Origin of the sequence: Stenotrophomonas sp. ISL-67, from assembly GCF_018612915.1 — a bacterium.
Lineage (GTDB): Bacteria > Pseudomonadota > Gammaproteobacteria > Xanthomonadales > Xanthomonadaceae > Stenotrophomonas.
In genome coordinates, this window is sequence record NZ_JAGGRL010000002.1 from 230,553 (window position 1) to 246,886 (window position 16,334).

Here is a 16,334-nt window from a genome sequence, read left to right on the forward strand (position 1 = left end):
CGCGCGTTCGATGGTTCCACTGCTGGTGCTGGCACTGCTGGGGGCCGCACCCGCCAGCGGGGCGCAGGACCTGCTGATCCGCAACGCCACGGTGCACACCGCCAGCGCGCGCGGCAGCCTGGAACACGGCGACGTGCTGGTCCAGGGCGGGGTGATCCGGGCGGTCGGCACCGGCCTGGCCGCACCGGCCGGCGCCACCGTGGTGGAAGCCAACGGCCGCCCGCTGACACCGGCGTTGTTTGGCGGCATCACCGATATCGGTATCGATGAAGTTTCCGGTGAATCGACCACGGTGGACAGTTCACTGAAGCTGGAAGACCAGCCGATGCGCCCGGAGTTCGACGTCACCCTGGCCTACAACCCGGCCTCGGTGCTGATTCCGGTCGCCCGCCTGGACGGCATCGGCTTCACCGCGCTGGGCGCCAACACCGACGGCAGCTTCATTGCCGGCCAGGGCGGGGTGATGCGGCTGGACGGCAGCGCCGACCCGATCGGCCCGCGGGCGCTGTTCATCCGGCTGGGCTCGTCCGGGGCCGAACTCACCGGCAGCTCCCGCGCGGCACAGTGGATGCTGCTGGAGCAGATGGTGGGCGAAGCGCGCGGCCAGAGCTCGGTCGATTCGCCGCATGCCCTGCTCACCCCCGCCGGCCGCGCCACGCTGGCGCGCTACCTGGCCGGCCAAGGGCGGCTGGTGATTGAAGTGGATCGCGCGGCGGACATCCGCCAACTGCTGCGCTGGGCCGCGCGCGAGAAGGTGAGCATCGCCATCGCCGGCGGTGCCGAGGCGTGGCGCCTGGCCCCGCAGCTGGCCCAGGCCAACGTGCCGGTGTTCGTGGACGCGCTGGGCAACCTGCCGGCCACGTTCGACCAGCTCGGCGCCACGCTGGAGAACGCCGCGCGCCTGCATGCGGCCGGCGTGCAGGTCAGCTTCGCCCAGCGCGACGATGCCTCGCACAACGCGCGCAAGATGCGCCAGCTGGCCGGCAATGCCGTGGCCAACGGCCTGCCCTGGCAGGACGGCCTGGCCGGCCTGACCCGGGTACCGGCGCAGGTGCTGGGCGTGGGCGACCGGCTGGGCAGCATCGAGGTGGGCAAGCTGGCCGACCTGGTGCTGTGGGAAGGCGACCCGCTGGATGTGGGCCACTACGCCGAGCAGGTCTGGCTGGGCGGGCGCGCCATGCCGATGCGTTCGCGCCAGACCGAACTGCGCGACCGCTATGCCGCCCCGGCCGGCAGCGAACCCAGGGCGTATTCGCGGTAAGGTCCGCATGACGCCAAGGCCGGGCCCTGCCCGGCCGGAATCCCGTAGAGCCAGGCTCTGCCTGGCTGGAGCCGCCAAGGAACGCCATGACCCTGCGCTGGTACTTCGACTTCGTCTCGCCCTTCGCTTACCTGCACTGGCAGCAGCTCAAAACCCTGCCGCAGTTCGAACGGATCACCCCGGTGCCGATCGCACTGGGCGCGGTACTGCACCACCTGGGCAACCTCGGCCCGGCCGAGATTCCGTCCAAGCGCCGCTTCACCTACCGCCAGGTGCTGTGGCAGGCGCAGCAGCAGGGCGTTCCACTGCGCTTCCCGCCGGGCCATCCGTTCAACCCGCTGGCGGCGCTGCGGCTGTGCCTGGCGGCGGGCGCCACACCGGCGTCGGTGGACATCCTGTTCAACTGGATCTGGCGCGACGGCCATGCCGCCGATACCCCGCAGGCGCTGGCCCTGCCCGGCGCGATGCTGGATATAGGCGACGTCGCGGCGGCGGTATCGGCGCCGTCGGTGAAGGAGCAGCTGCGCCAGAACACCGAGGCGGCCATCGCCGCGGGGGTGTTCGGGGTGCCGACCCTGGCCATCGATGGCGAGCTGTTCTGGGGCAACGAATCGCACGCGCTGATGGCGGCGGTGCTGGCCGACCCGGGCCTGCTGCAGCAACCGGAATGGCAGCGGATCGATTCGCTGCCGGTGGCAGTGGCGCGCAGCCGGCCAAGCTGACCCGCGCGGTCAGGCAACAGGAAGCGTTTTGAGATAGCTTTCACACTTTCGAACGGACACCCTGCCTGGAGGGGGCAAACAGGATGCGCATCGGAATCGTGGTCGACTCTGCCTGTGATCTACCGCAGGACTTCATCCAGCAGCACAACATCGTGCTGCTGCCCATCACCGTCCGGATTGGCGAGGCCGTGCTGGCCGACCACCGCGACGAACAGGCAACCCTGAGTTTCCTGCACGCCCACGTTGCCGAACACGGCGCCGAGGCCGAGACCATTCCCTTCAGCGTGGTGCAGATCCGCGATCTGTTCCTGGGCAAGCTGGTGATGGATTACGACCATGTGTTCTGCATGACGATCACCAAGACCCGCAGCCCGATCTACGACAACGCGATGCAGGCCAGCTTCGCGATCCTCAACGATTACAAACCGGTGCGCCAGGCGGCCGGCTACAACTCGCCGTTCGCCCTGCGCGTGCTGGATACGCAGAACCTGTTCGCCGCCCAGGGCGTCACTGCGGTGGAAGCGGTACGCCTGCGCGACAGCGGCGCCAGCGTGCAGCAGATCCGCGAGCGGCTGGAGCAGCTGGCGCTGAACGTGCACGGCTACATGGTCACCCGCGACCTGTATTACATGCGCGCCCGCGCCCGCCACAAGGGTGACCGCAGCGTGGGCCTGATCAGCGCCGCGCTCGGCAGTGCGCTGGACATCAAGCCGGTGCTGCACGGTTACCGTGGCACCACCGGGCCGGTCGCCAAGATCAAGGGGTTCGACAACGCCGTGCAGAAGCTGTTCGACTTCGTCGGCCAGCGGGTCAAGGCTGGCCTGCTCACTCCCACCGTGTGCGTGAGCTATGGCGGCGAGCTGGCCGACCTGCAGGCACTGCCGGGCTATTCCAGCCTGCGCGAAACCTGCAAGGCGCATGGCGTGGCGGTGTACGAATCGGTGATGAGCCTGACCGGCATGGTCAATGTCGGCAAGGGTGCGGTCACCGTGGGTTTCGCCGACGAGGCGCATACCTTCACCGGCTGAAGCCGGTGCCGGGCCAGCGCCAGCCGGTGGCCCGGCCGGCAGCCGGTTCCTGCACACCGGATCCACCGCGCATCTGCCAACCTTGACGCATTCAACGGAGGCCACCATGTCGCAGTACGTCATCAGCCTGCCGGACCCATCCAAGGCCCGCGGCAACGATTCCGATCTTTCCTTCCATTCGCGGAGCGCCAGCGGCTTCGCCGAAGAGCTTGAGGATGCATTGCGCACCACCAGGCTGTTCGACAGCTGGCGCGCCAAGCAACCCGACCCGGATGCGGTCGACTCGCAGTGGGGCGTGACGGATCCCGCCGCCACCGTCACCGGTGAGCTGAAGGACCTGCGCATCAACCTCATCGCCACCACGACCATCAACAGCGATGTGTTCCGGGAACGCTTGCGCCTGCTCGCCGGCCACCACTGGGAACTGCGCGACGTACGTTGAGGCTGGCGGTCAGCTACCCGTCAGGCTTTTCACAAGGCCTGTGCAGCACGCTGCGGCATGGTGGGGTCGAACCTGCCCTGGAAGTACCCGATGCCGCTGCGACTGCCTGTTTCCGCTTCCCTGCTTGCCCTGGCCCTGGCTGCCGCAGTACCGGCGATGGCACAGCCACCGGCCGCGTTGCCGGCGCCGGTGGCGGAAGAAGGGGCACTGGCCACCGGCCCGCGATCTGATCTGCATGCGCAGGTGTTGCTGGACCGGGCGCATTTCTCGCCGGGGCAGATCGACGGCTTGCTGGGCTCAAACCAGAAGCGCGCGGTGGCCGGCTTCCAGGCCGCGCGCGGCCTGAAGGTGACCGGCGAGCTGGACGACGCTACCTGGGAGGCCCTGCGAGCGGGCGACACGCCGCCACTGGTGAGTTACACCCTCACCGCCGAGGACGTTGCAGGGCCGTTCCAGCCGATTCCGGCGCAGCCATCCGCGCAGGCCAAGCTCACGACGTTGGGCTTCAGTTCCGTGGGCGAGGCGCTGGGTGAGCGCTTCCACGCCGATCCCAAGCTGCTGCAGGTGCTCAACCCCGGCGTGGACCTGGGCAAGGCCGGCAGCACGATCCAGGTGCCCAACATCGCGCCGACCGCGCTGGCCAAGGCGACCAGGCTGGTCGTCGACAAGTCCGACTCGACGCTGCGCCTGTATGACGCGCAGGGCAAGGTGTACGCGCAGTTCCCGGCCTCCTCGGGCAGCCAGCATGATCCGCTGCCGATCGGCGAGTGGAAGATCCTGGGCCTCTCGCGCGAGCCGACCTTCCATTACAACCCCACGCTGTTCTGGGATGCCAAGCCCGGTGAAGGCAAAGCCACCCTGCCGCCGGGGCCGAACAATCCGGTCGGTCGGGTCTGGATCGACATCTCCAAACCGCATTACGGCCTGCATGGCACCCCCGAACCGGGCCACGTGGGCAAGACCGAATCGCACGGCTGCGTGCGGATGACCAACTGGGACGCACTGCAGGTGGCCGACGCGGTTGATGCCTCGGTGCCCGTGGTGATGCAGGAGTAACCGACGATGCTGACGCGACTGCTGGCGCTGGGTGTGGTGATTGGCGTTGCCGGGTGGTGGTTGCTGGCGTCGGGACCGACCACCGCGGTAGAGCCGGGCACCGCCCGGCTGGAAACGTCGCACCGCGTAGAGCCGGGCTCTGCCCGGCTGGAAACGCCGCACCGCGTAGCGCCGGGCTCTGCCCGGCTGCCGGCATCGCCCGAGCCGCCCACAATCGGCCGGGCAGAGCCCGGCGCTACGGCTGGCATCACCCAGGGCCGGCCAACGGCCGGCGCTACCGCAGCGGGGCCTTCGGGCCTGCTGCTGCCGGTGCAGGGCATCACACCCACGCAGCTGCAGGACACCTTTACCGACGCGCGCAGCCAGGGGCGGGTGCACGACGCCATCGATATCCTCGCCGCCGAGGGCACGCCGGTGCTGGCGGTGGCCGATGGCACCATCGAGAAGCTGTTCGACAGCGAACGGGGCGGGCTGACCGTGTACCAGTTCGAACCCGGCGGTACCTACTGCTACTACTACGCCCACCTGCAGCGCTACGCCGATGGGCTGGCCGAGAAGCGGGCGGTCAGGCGTGGCGACGTGATCGGCTATGTCGGGCACACCGGCAACGCCAGCCCCGACGCCCCGCACCTGCACTTCGAGATCCACCGGCTGGGCCCGGAAAAGCAGTGGTGGAAGGGCGAGTCACTGAATCCCTACCCGCTGCTGCGCGGTGAACAGGCCCTGCCCTGAGCCCGGCCCGGCCGGCCTGGCTGAACCGGGATGGGGTTCGCAATTGGCCCGGCCGACGCGAAGGTGCGAGAATCGCCGGCCCTCCCTTGCCGGCTGGCGCATTGGCGCCGCCCACCTGACCGAGATTACGTGAAGACCCCCGAAAGCCTGCAGGCGCTGATCGAAGACGGCGTGATCGATGAAGTGCTGCGCCCGCTCAAGAGCGGCAAGGAAGCGGCCGTGTATGTCGTGCGCAGTGGCGACGACGTGCGCTGCGCCAAGGTCTACAAGGACATGGCCCAGCGCAGCTTCCAGCAGCGCGTGCAGTACCAGGAAGGCCGCAAGGTGCGTGGCAGCCGCGAGGCGCGCGCAGTGGGCAAGGCCAGCAAGTACGGTCGCAAGCAGCAGGAAACCGCCTGGAAGAACACCGAGGTCGACGCGCTGTACCAGCTGCGCGATGCCGGCGTGCGCGTGCCCGAACCGCACGGCTACTTCCACGGGGTGCTGGTGATGGAGCTGGTCACCGATGCCGAAGGCTTCTCCGCCGCGCGGTTGGGCGAAGTGGCGCTGGAGGCAGACCAGGCCCTTGAGTTCCATGGAATCCTGGTGCGCCAGGTGGTGCTGATGCTGTGCTGCGGCCTGATCCACGGCGATCTGTCGCCGTACAACGTACTGGTTGGCCCCGATGGCCCGGTGGTGATCGATTTCCCGCAGGTGGTCAGCGCGGGTGGCAACAATGCCGCGCGCAGCATGCTGCTGCGCGACGTCAACAACCTCACCGCCTACCTGGGTCGTTCGGCACCGGAACTGCTGGACACGTGGTACGGCGAAGAGATGTGGGCCCTGTTCGAGGCCGGCGAACTGCTGCCGGACAGCGTACTGACCGGCACCTTCGTGCATGACGAATCGACCATCGACCTGGACAGCGTGCGGCATGCGATCAACGATGCGCGCGAAGAGGCGCTGATCCGCCAGCAGGGCCGGGAAGCGGCGGAAGAAGACGACGATTGATCGGGTACAGCCACGCAGGGCGTGGCTGCGGGATGTCCGGCGCAAATCAGGCGTACAACGCTTTCGCGTGGTAGGCGATGTGCTCGCCGATGAAGCTGCTGATGAAATAGTAGCTGTGGTCATACCCCGGCTGCCGGCGCAGCTGCAGCGGGTGCCCCGCCGCCGTGCACGCGGCCTGCAGCCACTGCGGCTGCAGCTGGCTGTCCAGGAACTCATCGCCACCGCCCTGGTCGATCAGGAACGGCAGCTTTTCCGTTGCCGTGGCCACCAGCTCACTGGCGTCCCACTGCACCCAGCCCGCGCGGTCCTCGCCGAGGTACGCGCTGAAGGCCTTCTGCCCCCACGGCACCCGGGTCGGGGCGACGATCGGCGAGAACGCCGAGACACTGCGGTAGCGCCCCGGGTTGCGCAGTGCGGCCACCAGCGCGCCATGGCCGCCCATCGAATGCCCGCTGATGCTGCGCGCAGTGGTGGCCGGCAGATGCGCTTCAATCAACGCTGGCAACTCCTCGACGATGTAGTCATGCATGCGGTAATGCGCTGCCCACGGCTGCTCGGTGGCATTGAGGTAGAACCCCGCGCCCTTGCCCAGGTCGTAGCCCTCCGCATCGGCGACATCGTCGCCGCGCGGGCTGGTGTCCGGCGCGACCAGGATCACGCCGTGCTCGGCGGCGTAATGCTGGGCGCCGGCCTTGGTGATGAAGTTCTGCTCGGTGCAGGTCAGCCCGCTCAGCCAATACAGCACCGGCAGCTTCTGCGTGGCGGCCTGCGGCGGCAGGTACACGGCCACCTTCATCTCGCAGCCCAGCACCGCCGAGCGGTGCTGGTACACGTCCTGCCAGCCGCCGAAGGCGGCGCGGTGTTCGATGCGTTCCATGGGCATTCCCGCCCTGATCAGTAGTGGACGACCGAGCGGATCGACTTGCCTTCGTGCATCAGGTCGAAGGCCTCGTTGATCTTCTCCAGTCCCATGGTGTGGGTGACAAAGGGCGCCAGTTCGATATCGCCCCTCATCGCGTCTTCGACCATGCCCGGCAGCTGGCTGCGGCCCTTCACGCCACCGAAGGCAGTGCCCTTCCACGAGCGGCCGGTGACCAGCTGGAACGGACGGGTGGAGATTTCCTGGCCCGAGCCGGCCACGCCGATGATCACCGACTGGCCCCAACCACGGTGCGCGCATTCCAGCGCCGCGCGCATCACGTTGACGTTGCCGATGCACTCGAAGGTGTGGTCCACGCCCCAGGTGGTCATTTCAACGATGACCTGCTGGATCGGCTTGTCGAAGTCCTTCGGGTTGACGCAGTCGGTGGCACCGAACTGCTTGGCCAAATCGAACTTGGAGGGGTTGGTGTCGATGGCGAAGATGCGGCCGGCCTTGGCCTGGCGCGCGCCCTGGATCACCGCCAGGCCGATGCCGCCCAGCCCGAACACGGCCACCGAATCGCCTTCCTGCACCTTGGCGGTGTTGTGCACCGCGCCGATGCCGGTGGTTACACCACAGCCCAGCAGGCACACGTGCTCGGGGTTGGCGTCCGGGTTGATTCTGGCCAGGGAGACTTCAGCCACCACGGTGTACTCGCTGAAGGTCGAGCAGCCCATGTAGTGGTAGATCGGCTGGCCGTTGTACGAGAAGCGGGTGGTGCCGTCGGGCATCACGCCCTTGCCCTGGGTGGCGCGCACGGCCACGCACAGGTTGGTCTTGCCCGAGGTACAGAACAGACACTCGCCACACTCGGCGGTATAAAGCGGAATCACGTGGTCGCCCGGCTTCACGCTGGTCACGCCCTCGCCCACTTCCATCACGATGCCAGCGCCTTCATGGCCCAGCACGGCCGGGAACAGGCCTTCCGGGTCATCGCCGGACAGGGTGAACGCATCGGTGTGGCAGACCCCGGTGTGGGTGATCCGCACCAGCACTTCGCCCTTCTGCGGCGGGGCAACGTCAATCTCGACGATCTTCAGCGGTTCGCCAGCGGCGAAGGCAACGGCAGCACGGGATTTCATCGGGAATACTCCAGGACAAGGCACAAGGCAGGACAGCGCGCGGCAGCGCGCGCGCTCATTTCAGGTAAGAACGGATCAGTGCGCTCATGTCGCGCACGCGCTCGGCACGCTGCGTGTCCGACTGCGCAGGCTGGCCGAATTCCTCGCGCAGGTGGGCTTCCATGACTTCGGACATCAGCCCGTTGACCGCGCCACGGATGGCGGCGATCTGCTGCAGTACCGGGCCGCAGTCGGCCCCGGACTCCAGCGCGCGGTCCAGGGCATCGCACTGGCCGCGAATGCGCCGCACCCGGGCCAGGACCTTCTTTTTTTCTTCCGGGGAATGAGGCACGCCACCACGACCAGCTAACTATACTGGGGGATAGTATACACAGACCTGGAAAACGCGCTTCACGGCACCGTCAGGTCGGCGCGAAGCCTCGCGCGTTCTTCTTCTCGTTCTTTTCCGCCTTCTTTTCCTTGGCGGTCTTTGCAGGCTTCTTTTTCTGCTCTTTCTGCTTGTCCAGACCCTTGGCCATGACTGCGTTCTCCCCGTTGGTGAGGGAAGCATGGCACATCACAGGGGGGGTCAGTTGAAGATTTCCCGGATGGCAACGACCCGGCCGTCGCGGAACTTCACCTGCACGGTCTTGCGCTGCAGGTAATACTCCCAGCGCTCACCCACATTGCCGCCCTGGTCGCTCTCCTCCTGGATCACCCGGTCCGGCTTTCCGGCCACCTGGGTGACCTTGCCGGCGGTATCCCCCGAGTTCACCAGGCCTCGTTCGAAGCGGATGCTGTCGGCCATCGCCGAGCCAGCCACCAGGCACAGCGCCAACACCCAACCCTTGCTGTTCATCATCCCTGCTCTCCTTGTGCCCATGGCGGGCAAGCCATGGGCCAACTTTGCCACAAAGTGGCCGGAGGGGCCGGCAGGGCACGACCCTGCATCAGGGCAATGGATGCGCGGGTACCCCTTCGTGGGTCATCTTCACGGGCAGGATATGCCCCTGCGCATCGAACACCATGCGGTCGATGGCGGTGGCGCGCTCGTTGCGGCCAGTCAGGCCCAGCGGGCGCCGGTGGTAGACGATGTACCAGCTGTCGTCGTCCGGCGCATGGATGAGCGAATGGTGGCCGGCGCTGGTGGCGATGGCCGGGTCCTGCTGCAGGATCCGGCCGATCCGCTTGAACGGCCCGGTGGGTGCGTCGGCGATGGCGTAGGCCACGGCGTAATCCGGCTCGCCCCAGCCGCCTTCGGACCACATGTAGTAATAGCGGCCCCCGCGCTTGAACATGAGCGACCCTTCGACGTACTCCGGCGCCGGGGTGATCTCCTTGTACAGCGTGCCGTCGGCCAACGGCTCGATCCCGGTGAAATCGTCCTTGAGCCGCACGATGTTGGCGTGTTTCCAGCCGCCGTACAGCATGTACCAGGTGCCATCGTCATCCTTGAACACGAACTGGTCGATGGGCTGGGCGCCGTTGTGGAACGAGCCGATCAGCGGCTTGCCAAGCAGGTCGCGGTACGGGCCCTCGGGCCGGTCGGCCACGGCCACGCCGATGCCGCCCACTTCGCTGTCGTTCTTGATGTCGTTGGCAGAGAAGAAGAAATAGTACTTTCCGTCCTTCTCCACCACCGACGGGGCCCACAGCGCCTCCCTGGCCCAGGAGACCGCCTCGATCTTCAGCACACCCGGATGCCGGGTCCACTGCACCAGGTCAGGCGACGAAAACGCGTCGAACGCGGTCTGCTCGGCGTACGGTCGCGAGCTGGTCGGGAATATCCAATAGCTATTGCCGAATACCGCCGCTTCCGGATCGGCGTACCAGCCGGGCAGGATCGGATTGCCTGACATCGGCGCGGCTACCGCGCCGAACGAAACTGCCGCCGCCAGTGCTGCGGCCACCACCATCGTGCTGCGAACCCCCATGCCCTGCCTCCCATACCCGTTCGTCGAGAGACCAGTTTAGATCGATTCAAGCACCAGCTTTGTGCGCACTGCAGCATTTTTCCCGGTCAACGCCACGGCGGCGCGCAACCCGCCGCCCTCGCGGTTGGCCAGCGTCAACCGCCCGCCCAGCGCGCGGCTCAGCTGGTCGGCGATGGCCAGGCCCAGCCCGGTTCCCCCACTTGACCGCCCGCGCGAGGGCTCCAGCCTGTGGAATGGCTGCAGCACCGCCGCCAGCGAGGCGTCTGGAATGCCGGGCCCCCGGTCCAGCACGTCAATGGTCACGCTGCCGTCCGCGTCTACCGTCAAACCCACCTCGGCACTGCCGGCGTACGCCAGCGCGTTGTCTATCAGGTTCTGCACGACCCGCCGCAGCACCTGCGGGTGGGTCTGCAGGGTGGCCTGGGCGCCAGCCAGTCGCTGCACCGGCTTGCCCATGTCCTCGTAGTCGCCCACCACGCTGTCGAGGAACGCCGGCAGGTCGAGTTGCACCGGGGTGCCCATGCTGGCTGTTGCGCTGCGCGCATAGTCGATGCCCTCGCGCACCAGCTGGCTGAGCCGGGTCACATCACCCAGCAGGCGCTCCTGCGCGGGCGTTTCTTCCAGCGATTCGAGGCGCAGGCGCAGGCGCGTGATCGGCGTCTGCAGGTCGTGCGAGATCGCCGCCAGGATCTGCATGCGTTCGCTGACGTGTGCGGCCACGCGCGATTGCAGCGCGTTCAGCGCGCGTGCCGCCGCTTCCACTTCCTGCGGGCCCTGTTCGCTGATCGCATCGCCCTGCCCGGCCACGTCCAGGCGGTCGGCGGCTTCGGCCAGCCGTACCAGCGGGCGGGTGGCCAGCCGCACCGCCAGCCACACGCAGCCCAGCAGCAGCAATACCTGCGCGGCGAGCACCCACGGCAGCCAGCGCGCGATCGGCAGCAGCGAGGGCGTGACTTCGATGGTCAGCGGTTGGCCATCGGCCAGGGTCAGCTCCACTTCGTAGCGCTCTGGCGAGGCCGAGACCGCACGCGGCCGCAATGCATAGTGGTGTGCCAGCGAATCATCGATCAACCCCGCCACCTGGCGTGCGCGGTCGCTGGCCAGCGCGCTGCCCGGCTGTGCGGGGCGCAGCAGGTAGCGGTAGGTACGCCGCTCCAGCTGCGGCAGCCAGGCCGTACGCTCGGCCGGCGACAGATGCTCGAGCAGCGCGACGCTGAGCGGCACATCGTCTTCCATGTTGCTCAACATCATCGAGCGCGTGGCCGTGGCGCGCTCATGGAACAGCAGCGCGAACGACAACCCGTGCGCAAGCAGCATGCCCGCAGCCAGGATCAGCAGCAGGCGCGCGCCCAGCGTGCGCGGCAGCCAACGGAACCTGCGGCGATGCACCGCGGTGTTCATGCGTCCTCGTCGAGCAACACGACCGGCTGGCTGAACACATAGCCTTCGCTGCGCACGGTCTTGATGAAGGTCTGTTCGCGCGCGCCATCGCCCAGGCGCTGGCGCAAGCGGCTGACCAGCAGGTCGATGGAGCGGTCGAACAGTTCGGCGTCGCGGCCCTGGGTCAGGTTGAGCAACTGGTCGCGGCTGAGCACGCGCTGCGGGTGGTCGATGAAGACCCGCAGCAGGCGGAACTCGCCGCCGCTGAGCGGGTAGACCGTGCCGGCCTCGTCCAGCAGGTGCCGCGCACTGGTATCCAGCCGCCACGTGCCGAAGCGGATCAGGCGGGCGGCCTCGCTCACCTGCAGGTTCGGCGGCAACATGCGCGCGCGCCGGATCACCGCGTTGATGCGCGCCAGCAGCTCGCGCGACGAGAACGGTTTGACCACGTAATCATCGGCGCCCATTTCCAGGCCGATGATGCGGTCGGTCTCGTCATCGCGCGCGGTCAGCATCACCACCGGCACCGCGCGGTGCTTGCCGGCGCGCAGGTTGCGGCACAGCGACAGGCCGTCTTCGCCCGGCATCATCACGTCCAGCACGATCAGGTCCACATCGCTGGTCTCCAGCGTGGCGCGCATCTCACGCCCGTCTGCCGCCTGGCTCACGCGCAGGCCGTTGCGGCGCAGATAGTCGCCCACCAGCTGGCGGATATCGGCGTCGTCATCGACAACCAGGATGTGGTCGGTGTGGGTACTCATGCCTGCTCCGCGTGGGGGTGGTCCGCGACCCGCTGCGGGCCCGTGAACGCATGGTATCGCCGCCGGCGCGGCCCTGCGGCAAGGCGGGGGCATCCATTTGTATGACTGTGTATCAACCACCGTCGTTGTGCGCAAAGGCGACAAATCTCCGGGTTCGGCGACACCTGCCGGATACGCGGCGGGCGTTGAATGGCCTCCAACGCCGGCGGCTCCTCCGCAGGCCGCCCACCCCGAGGACACCTGCATGAGTGCCACTGCATCCCATTCCAACACCGCGCTGGTTTTCGGCGGCTCCCGTGGCATTGGTGCCGCCATTGCCAGGCGGCTGGCCCGTGAGGGCCATCCCGTCGCGCTGACCTTCGTCTCCCAGCCTGAGAAGGCCGCTGCGGTGGTCGCCTCGATCCAGGCCGACGGCGGCCAGGCTATCGCCATACAGGCTGACAGCGCCGATGCCCAGGCAATCGCCGCGGCGGTCAAGCACGCGGTGGACACCTTCGGCTCGTTGCAGGTAGCGGTGGTCAATGCCGGCATCTACCAGGGCAGCCCGCTGGCCGGCTTTCCCACCGAACTGCTGGACCGGATGCTGGCCGTGAACGTGCGTGGCGTGTTCCTCGCCGTGCAGGCAGCCGCTGCGGCCATGAACGACGGGGGTCGCCTGGTCACCATCGGCAGCAACACCGCCGTGCGCAGCGGTGCGGTCGGCAGCAGCGTCTATGCGATGACCAAGGCCGCAGTTGCCACGCTGGTGCGCGAACTGGCGCTGGACCTGGCGCCGCGCCGGATCACGATCAACAACATCCAGCCCGGCCCGATCGCCACCGACATCACCGCCGATTTCGTCAACCAGCTGGTGCAGCGCAACCCGCTCGGCCGCGTCGGCCAGCCCGATGAAATCGCAGGACTCGCCGCCTGGCTTGCCAGCCATGAAGCGGCCTACATGACCGGTTCCAGCCTGACCATCGATGGCGGCTGGGCCATCTGAACTTCAACGGAGAGCACCATGCACACCACTTCTTTCCCGCTGTCCCGTTCGCCGCGGTCATTCGGCGCCTCCCTGCTGGCAGTGACGATGGCCTTTGCGGCCTCCGCATCCGCTGCCGCAGCGCCTGCCCTGCCCGCCTCTGCGCCGACGGCAACGGTCGCACGCGCTCCGGCCCCACTGGAGGCGAACAAGCATGTCGTCGCCGGCGACCTGGACGTGGCCTACGCCGAGCTGGGCCCGGCCGACGGCGAGGTGGTCGTGCTGCTGCACGGCTGGCCCTATGACATCAATGCCTACGCCGAGGTCGCCCCACGGCTGGCGGCCAAGGGCTACCGGGTGATCGTGCCGCACCTGCGTGGCTACGGCAGCACCCGCTTCCTGTCGGCGCAGACGCCGCGCAACGGCGAACCGGCCGCGCTCGCCTCCGATGTGCTGAACCTGCTTGATGCCCTGCACATTCCACGCGCCAACCTGGCCGGCTTCGACTGGGGTGCACGCTCGGCGGACATCGTTGCCGCACTGTGGCCGGAACGGGTCAAGTCGCTGGTATCGGTCAGCGGCTATCTCATTGGCAGCCAGGAGGCCGGCAAGACGCCGCTGCCGCCGCAAGCCGAACTGCAGTGGTGGTACCAGTTCTACTTCGCCACCGATCGCGGCGAGGCAGGCTACGCAACGTACACCCATGACTTCGCCCGCCAGATCTGGCAGCTGGCCTCACCGCAGTGGCGCTTCGACGAGGCCACCTTCGCGCGCAGCGCCGCCGCGCTGGACAACCCCGACCACGTGGCCATCGTCGTGCACAACTACCGCTGGCGCCTGGGCCTGGCCGACGGCGAGCCGAAGTACGCCGCGCTGGAGCAGCGCCTGGCCCAGGCGCCGAGCATCGGCGTACCGACCATCACCCTGGAAGGCGATGCCAACGGCGCACCGCACCCCAAGGCCGAGGCCTACGCCGCCAAATTCACCGGGCCTTATGAGCATCGCCTACTGCAGGGCGGCGTGGGCCACAACCCGCCGCAGGAGGCACCCGAGGCGTTCGTAAAAGCGGTGATCGACGCCGCTGCACTCTGATCCAACCTCTTCATCCACACCCGAGACAACCACCATGAATGCAATCGACAAGGTCCTGTACACCGGAAAGACCCACACCGTCGGCGGCCGCGCCGGGCGCGCGTACAGCGATGACGGCCAACTGGATATCGCCCTGTCCCCGCCGGGAAGCGGCAAGCCCGGCACCAATCCCGAGCAGCTGTTCGCGGCAGGCTGGTCTGCCTGCTTCCAGGGCGCGATGGCCAAGGCCGCGCGCAGCTTGAACGTGACCCTGCCCGCCGACACCGCCGTTGATGCCGAAGTCGACCTCGGCATGGTCGGCGAGGACTACCAGCTGCAGGCACGGCTGCGGATCAGCGTGCCCGGCATGGACCCCGCACAAGCCTCGGCACTGGCGGAAGCAGCGCACCGCACCTGCCCGTACTCCAAGGCCACGCGCGGCAACATCGACGTACAGATCTCGATCGCCTGAGGAGAAGGACCATGCGCATGCTTCGCCCAATCATCACCCTGCTAGCCGCGTGCATCTCCGCCAGCGCCTGTACGCCGGGCGCAGCGGCCGACCCGGTCCCGCCCAGCCCCAGCCTGCCGGCGCCGCAGGCGCCGGAGTTCACCGGCATCGAGCACTGGCTCAACGGCCCGCCGCAATCGCTGCAGCAGCTGCGCGGCAAGGTGGTGCTGGTGGAATTCTGGACCTACTCGTGCATCAACTGCCTCAACGTGATGCCGCACGTGAAGCGGTGGCATGACACCTACGCCAGCAAGGGGCTGACCGTGATCGGCGTGCACACCCCGGAGTTCGGCTATGAAAAGCTGCCGCGCAACGTGGCGGCGGCGGTGAAGCGGCTCGGTGTCACCTGGCCGGTGGCGCAGGACAACACCTACCAGACCTGGCGTGCGTATGGAAACCAGTACTGGCCAGCGCTGTACCTGATCGACCAGGAAGGCCGCATCGTCTACCGGCATTTCGGCGAAGGCGATTACGCGGCCACCGAAGCACAGATCCGGAAACTTCTTGCCGCATCGGAGCACTTTCCATGACATCCCCGGGCAGGTGCCTATTGCCCCGTGGTATGACGGACTTCAGAACCGGTACACGAACCCGAAGCGCAGGCCGGCATCCCTGAAGTCGACATTTCCACTGAAACTGTCCTTGTCCGCGTCCGCTTCGATCCGGGTGTAGGTGTAGTCGAGGGTGAAACCGGTGCGCTCCCAGGGGAACCATTCCACGCCAGCGCGCCCGAAGTAGATGTCGCCGTCGATGTCATCGACGCTGACGGTGAAGTAGCCCACGTCGGCGGAAAGCCGCCAGTCGTCCGATGGCGTCCAACGCCAGCCGCCGCCGATCATCGGCGCCGGCACATCGGCCGATACCCTGCTGCTGGCCGCGCCACCGCCCTGGTTGCCACCCACGTCCACGTCGAGCTTGATGCCCAGCTCCATGCGGTACCAGACCAAGCCCACGCGCGGGCCCAATGCCCACTGGTCGTGCGATGCCGCCCACCAGGTATAGGAGGCCTCGTAGGCATCGATATCCACATCGGTGCGTATCGTGCTGGAGGCGTCGTAGAGCGTTCCGTCGAACTCGATGTCGCGGTTGATCTGGCGGGTCGCATCGGCGCTCTGCGTGTAATACGAGAGCGCGAACTCATGCTTTTCCCACGGGCGCCAGGTGAGGCCGACGGTGGCGACCAGGTTGTCGTCGCCCAGCCCAAGGTCGCGATGCAGGTTGATGTCGGTACCACGCCTGCCTTCGCCATCGGCGCGGATCTCGGTATCGAACGAGGTCACATAGCCGCTGACGTGGACGCTGAAGGTGTCCAGCGGTTCCACGGCGTGGGCGCATGGGGCGAGCGCCAACACCAGTGTCGGCAGGCCGAGGATGAAGAGGGTGCTGCGGAACGGCAGGGAGAACGACATGACCGGTGCTCCGGGGTGGCCGAGCTCAAATGGAATGTTGCAGGGTCCGCCAATCTGGAACCATGGTTGCACCGCGGGGGGCGGTTGGAAAGA

General features: G+C 67.6%; 19 protein-coding genes. 11 read left to right on the forward strand and 8 right to left on the reverse strand.

What is annotated here, in order from left to right:
* The first annotated feature begins 10 nt into the window (after positions 1–10).
* The 7 genes from J7J08_RS04645 (at position 11) to J7J08_RS04675 (ending at position 6,231) form a co-directional block, all read left to right on the forward strand.
* Positions 11–1,261 (forward strand): amidohydrolase family protein, encoded by a 1,251-nt coding sequence (locus J7J08_RS04645; protein ID WP_214902418.1) that lies wholly within the window; start codon positions 11–13, stop codon positions 1,259–1,261.
* 86 nt (positions 1,262–1,347) lie between these two features.
* Positions 1,348–1,983, forward strand: coding sequence for a DsbA family protein (locus J7J08_RS04650; protein WP_214901985.1), 636 nt, complete (start codon positions 1,348–1,350; stop codon positions 1,981–1,983).
* Positions 1,984–2,066: 83 nt separating this feature from the next.
* Positions 2,067–3,011 carry a DegV family protein gene (locus J7J08_RS04655; RefSeq protein ID WP_214901988.1) on the forward strand — a complete coding sequence of 315 codons (945 nt, stop codon included), beginning with the start codon at positions 2,067–2,069 and terminating at the stop codon, positions 3,009–3,011.
* A 106-nt stretch (positions 3,012–3,117) separates the two neighbouring features.
* Entirely contained in the window at positions 3,118–3,453 is a 336-nt protein-coding gene (locus tag J7J08_RS04660; RefSeq protein ID WP_214901991.1) for a hypothetical protein, read from the forward strand.
* 90 nt (positions 3,454–3,543) lie between these two features.
* Entirely contained in the window at positions 3,544–4,509 is a 966-nt protein-coding gene (locus J7J08_RS04665; protein WP_214901993.1) for a L,D-transpeptidase, read from the forward strand.
* A 6-nt stretch (positions 4,510–4,515) separates the two neighbouring features.
* Positions 4,516–5,241, forward strand: coding sequence for a M23 family metallopeptidase (locus tag J7J08_RS04670; protein ID WP_214901994.1), 726 nt, complete (start codon positions 4,516–4,518; stop codon positions 5,239–5,241).
* Positions 5,242–5,370: 129 nt separating this feature from the next.
* On the forward strand, positions 5,371–6,231 hold the full coding sequence (locus J7J08_RS04675; protein WP_214901996.1) for a PA4780 family RIO1-like protein kinase: 861 nt from the start codon (positions 5,371–5,373) through the stop codon (positions 6,229–6,231).
* A gap of 46 nt (positions 6,232–6,277) precedes the next feature.
* On the opposite strand, the gene fghA is transcribed toward J7J08_RS04675, so the two are convergent.
* From fghA to J7J08_RS04710, 7 genes are all read right to left on the reverse strand, one after another.
* Complete coding sequence (gene fghA, locus J7J08_RS04680) at positions 6,278–7,108, reverse strand: S-formylglutathione hydrolase (RefSeq protein WP_214901997.1); 831 nt, start codon at positions 7,106–7,108, stop codon at positions 6,278–6,280.
* A 17-nt stretch (positions 7,109–7,125) separates the two neighbouring features.
* Positions 7,126–8,235 carry an S-(hydroxymethyl)glutathione dehydrogenase/class III alcohol dehydrogenase gene (locus tag J7J08_RS04685; RefSeq protein WP_214901998.1) on the reverse strand — a complete coding sequence of 370 codons (1,110 nt, stop codon included), beginning with the start codon at positions 8,233–8,235 and terminating at the stop codon, positions 7,126–7,128.
* A 55-nt stretch (positions 8,236–8,290) separates the two neighbouring features.
* On the reverse strand, positions 8,291–8,566 hold the full coding sequence (frmR, locus tag J7J08_RS04690) for a formaldehyde-responsive transcriptional repressor FrmR (RefSeq protein ID WP_214902000.1): 276 nt from the start codon (positions 8,564–8,566) through the stop codon (positions 8,291–8,293).
* Between the two features lie 237 nt (positions 8,567–8,803).
* A complete protein-coding gene (locus tag J7J08_RS04695) occupies positions 8,804–9,076 on the reverse strand; it encodes a DUF2845 domain-containing protein (RefSeq protein WP_214902002.1) in 273 nt (90 codons plus the stop codon).
* An 88-nt stretch (positions 9,077–9,164) separates the two neighbouring features.
* A complete protein-coding gene (locus tag J7J08_RS04700; RefSeq protein WP_214902005.1) occupies positions 9,165–10,148 on the reverse strand; it encodes a glycoside hydrolase family 43 protein in 984 nt (327 codons plus the stop codon).
* Between the two features lie 36 nt (positions 10,149–10,184).
* On the reverse strand, positions 10,185–11,549 hold the full coding sequence (locus tag J7J08_RS04705; protein WP_214902009.1) for a HAMP domain-containing sensor histidine kinase: 1,365 nt from the start codon (positions 11,547–11,549) through the stop codon (positions 10,185–10,187).
* A complete protein-coding gene (locus J7J08_RS04710) occupies positions 11,546–12,289 on the reverse strand; it encodes a response regulator (RefSeq protein ID WP_214902012.1) in 744 nt (247 codons plus the stop codon). Before J7J08_RS04710 ends, J7J08_RS04705 begins: the two co-directional genes overlap by 4 nt.
* Positions 12,290–12,533: 244 nt before the next feature.
* Here J7J08_RS04710 and J7J08_RS04715 point away from each other — a divergent pair, with 244 nt between their 5' ends.
* The 4 genes from J7J08_RS04715 to J7J08_RS04730 are packed head-to-tail and all read left to right on the forward strand — an operon-like array spanning position 12,534 to position 15,362.
* Positions 12,534–13,271, forward strand: a complete 738-nt coding sequence (locus J7J08_RS04715; protein WP_214902015.1) for an SDR family oxidoreductase — start codon at positions 12,534–12,536, stop codon at positions 13,269–13,271.
* 18 nt (positions 13,272–13,289) lie between these two features.
* On the forward strand, positions 13,290–14,342 hold the full coding sequence (locus J7J08_RS04720) for an alpha/beta hydrolase (RefSeq protein ID WP_214902018.1): 1,053 nt from the start codon (positions 13,290–13,292) through the stop codon (positions 14,340–14,342).
* Between the two features lie 34 nt (positions 14,343–14,376).
* Positions 14,377–14,793: an organic hydroperoxide resistance protein gene (locus J7J08_RS04725; protein ID WP_214902021.1), complete on the forward strand. Its 417-nt coding sequence runs from the start codon at positions 14,377–14,379 to the stop codon at positions 14,791–14,793.
* A gap of 17 nt (positions 14,794–14,810) precedes the next feature.
* Complete coding sequence (locus tag J7J08_RS04730; RefSeq protein WP_251006418.1) at positions 14,811–15,362, forward strand: thioredoxin family protein; 552 nt, start codon at positions 14,811–14,813, stop codon at positions 15,360–15,362.
* Between the two features lie 42 nt (positions 15,363–15,404).
* Here J7J08_RS04730 and J7J08_RS04735 read toward each other — a convergent pair whose 3' ends face one another.
* A complete protein-coding gene (locus J7J08_RS04735) occupies positions 15,405–16,241 on the reverse strand; it encodes a porin family protein (RefSeq protein ID WP_214902025.1) in 837 nt (278 codons plus the stop codon).
* Positions 16,242–16,334: the final 93 nt, after the last annotated feature.

Excerpts from the sequence above, each read along its gene's own strand:
- J7J08_RS04645 (WP_214902418.1), top strand. The coding sequence starts at position 11 with ATGGTTCCACTGCTGGTGCTGGCACTGCTGGGGGCCGCACCCGCCAGC.
- J7J08_RS04650 (WP_214901985.1), top strand. The coding sequence starts at position 1,348 with ATGACCCTGCGCTGGTACTTCGACTTCGTCTCGCCCTTCGCTTACCTG.
- J7J08_RS04655 (WP_214901988.1), top strand. The coding sequence starts at position 2,067 with ATGCGCATCGGAATCGTGGTCGACTCTGCCTGTGATCTACCGCAGGAC.
- J7J08_RS04660 (WP_214901991.1), top strand. The coding sequence starts at position 3,118 with ATGTCGCAGTACGTCATCAGCCTGCCGGACCCATCCAAGGCCCGCGGC.
- J7J08_RS04665 (WP_214901993.1), top strand. The coding sequence starts at position 3,544 with ATGCCGCTGCGACTGCCTGTTTCCGCTTCCCTGCTTGCCCTGGCCCTG.
- J7J08_RS04670 (WP_214901994.1), top strand. The coding sequence starts at position 4,516 with ATGCTGACGCGACTGCTGGCGCTGGGTGTGGTGATTGGCGTTGCCGGG.
- fghA (WP_214901997.1), bottom strand. The coding sequence starts at position 7,108 with ATGGAACGCATCGAACACCGCGCCGCCTTCGGCGGCTGGCAGGACGTG.
- J7J08_RS04685 (WP_214901998.1), bottom strand. The coding sequence starts at position 8,235 with ATGAAATCCCGTGCTGCCGTTGCCTTCGCCGCTGGCGAACCGCTGAAG.
- J7J08_RS04695 (WP_214902002.1), bottom strand. The coding sequence starts at position 9,076 with ATGATGAACAGCAAGGGTTGGGTGTTGGCGCTGTGCCTGGTGGCTGGC.
- J7J08_RS04700 (WP_214902005.1), bottom strand. The coding sequence starts at position 10,148 with ATGGGGGTTCGCAGCACGATGGTGGTGGCCGCAGCACTGGCGGCGGCA.
- J7J08_RS04705 (WP_214902009.1), bottom strand. The coding sequence starts at position 11,549 with ATGAACACCGCGGTGCATCGCCGCAGGTTCCGTTGGCTGCCGCGCACG.
- J7J08_RS04710 (WP_214902012.1), bottom strand. The coding sequence starts at position 12,289 with ATGAGTACCCACACCGACCACATCCTGGTTGTCGATGACGACGCCGAT.
- J7J08_RS04715 (WP_214902015.1), top strand. The coding sequence starts at position 12,534 with ATGAGTGCCACTGCATCCCATTCCAACACCGCGCTGGTTTTCGGCGGC.
- J7J08_RS04720 (WP_214902018.1), top strand. The coding sequence starts at position 13,290 with ATGCACACCACTTCTTTCCCGCTGTCCCGTTCGCCGCGGTCATTCGGC.
- J7J08_RS04725 (WP_214902021.1), top strand. The coding sequence starts at position 14,377 with ATGAATGCAATCGACAAGGTCCTGTACACCGGAAAGACCCACACCGTC.
- J7J08_RS04730 (WP_251006418.1), top strand. The coding sequence starts at position 14,811 with ATGCTTCGCCCAATCATCACCCTGCTAGCCGCGTGCATCTCCGCCAGC.
- J7J08_RS04735 (WP_214902025.1), bottom strand. The coding sequence starts at position 16,241 with ATGTCGTTCTCCCTGCCGTTCCGCAGCACCCTCTTCATCCTCGGCCTG.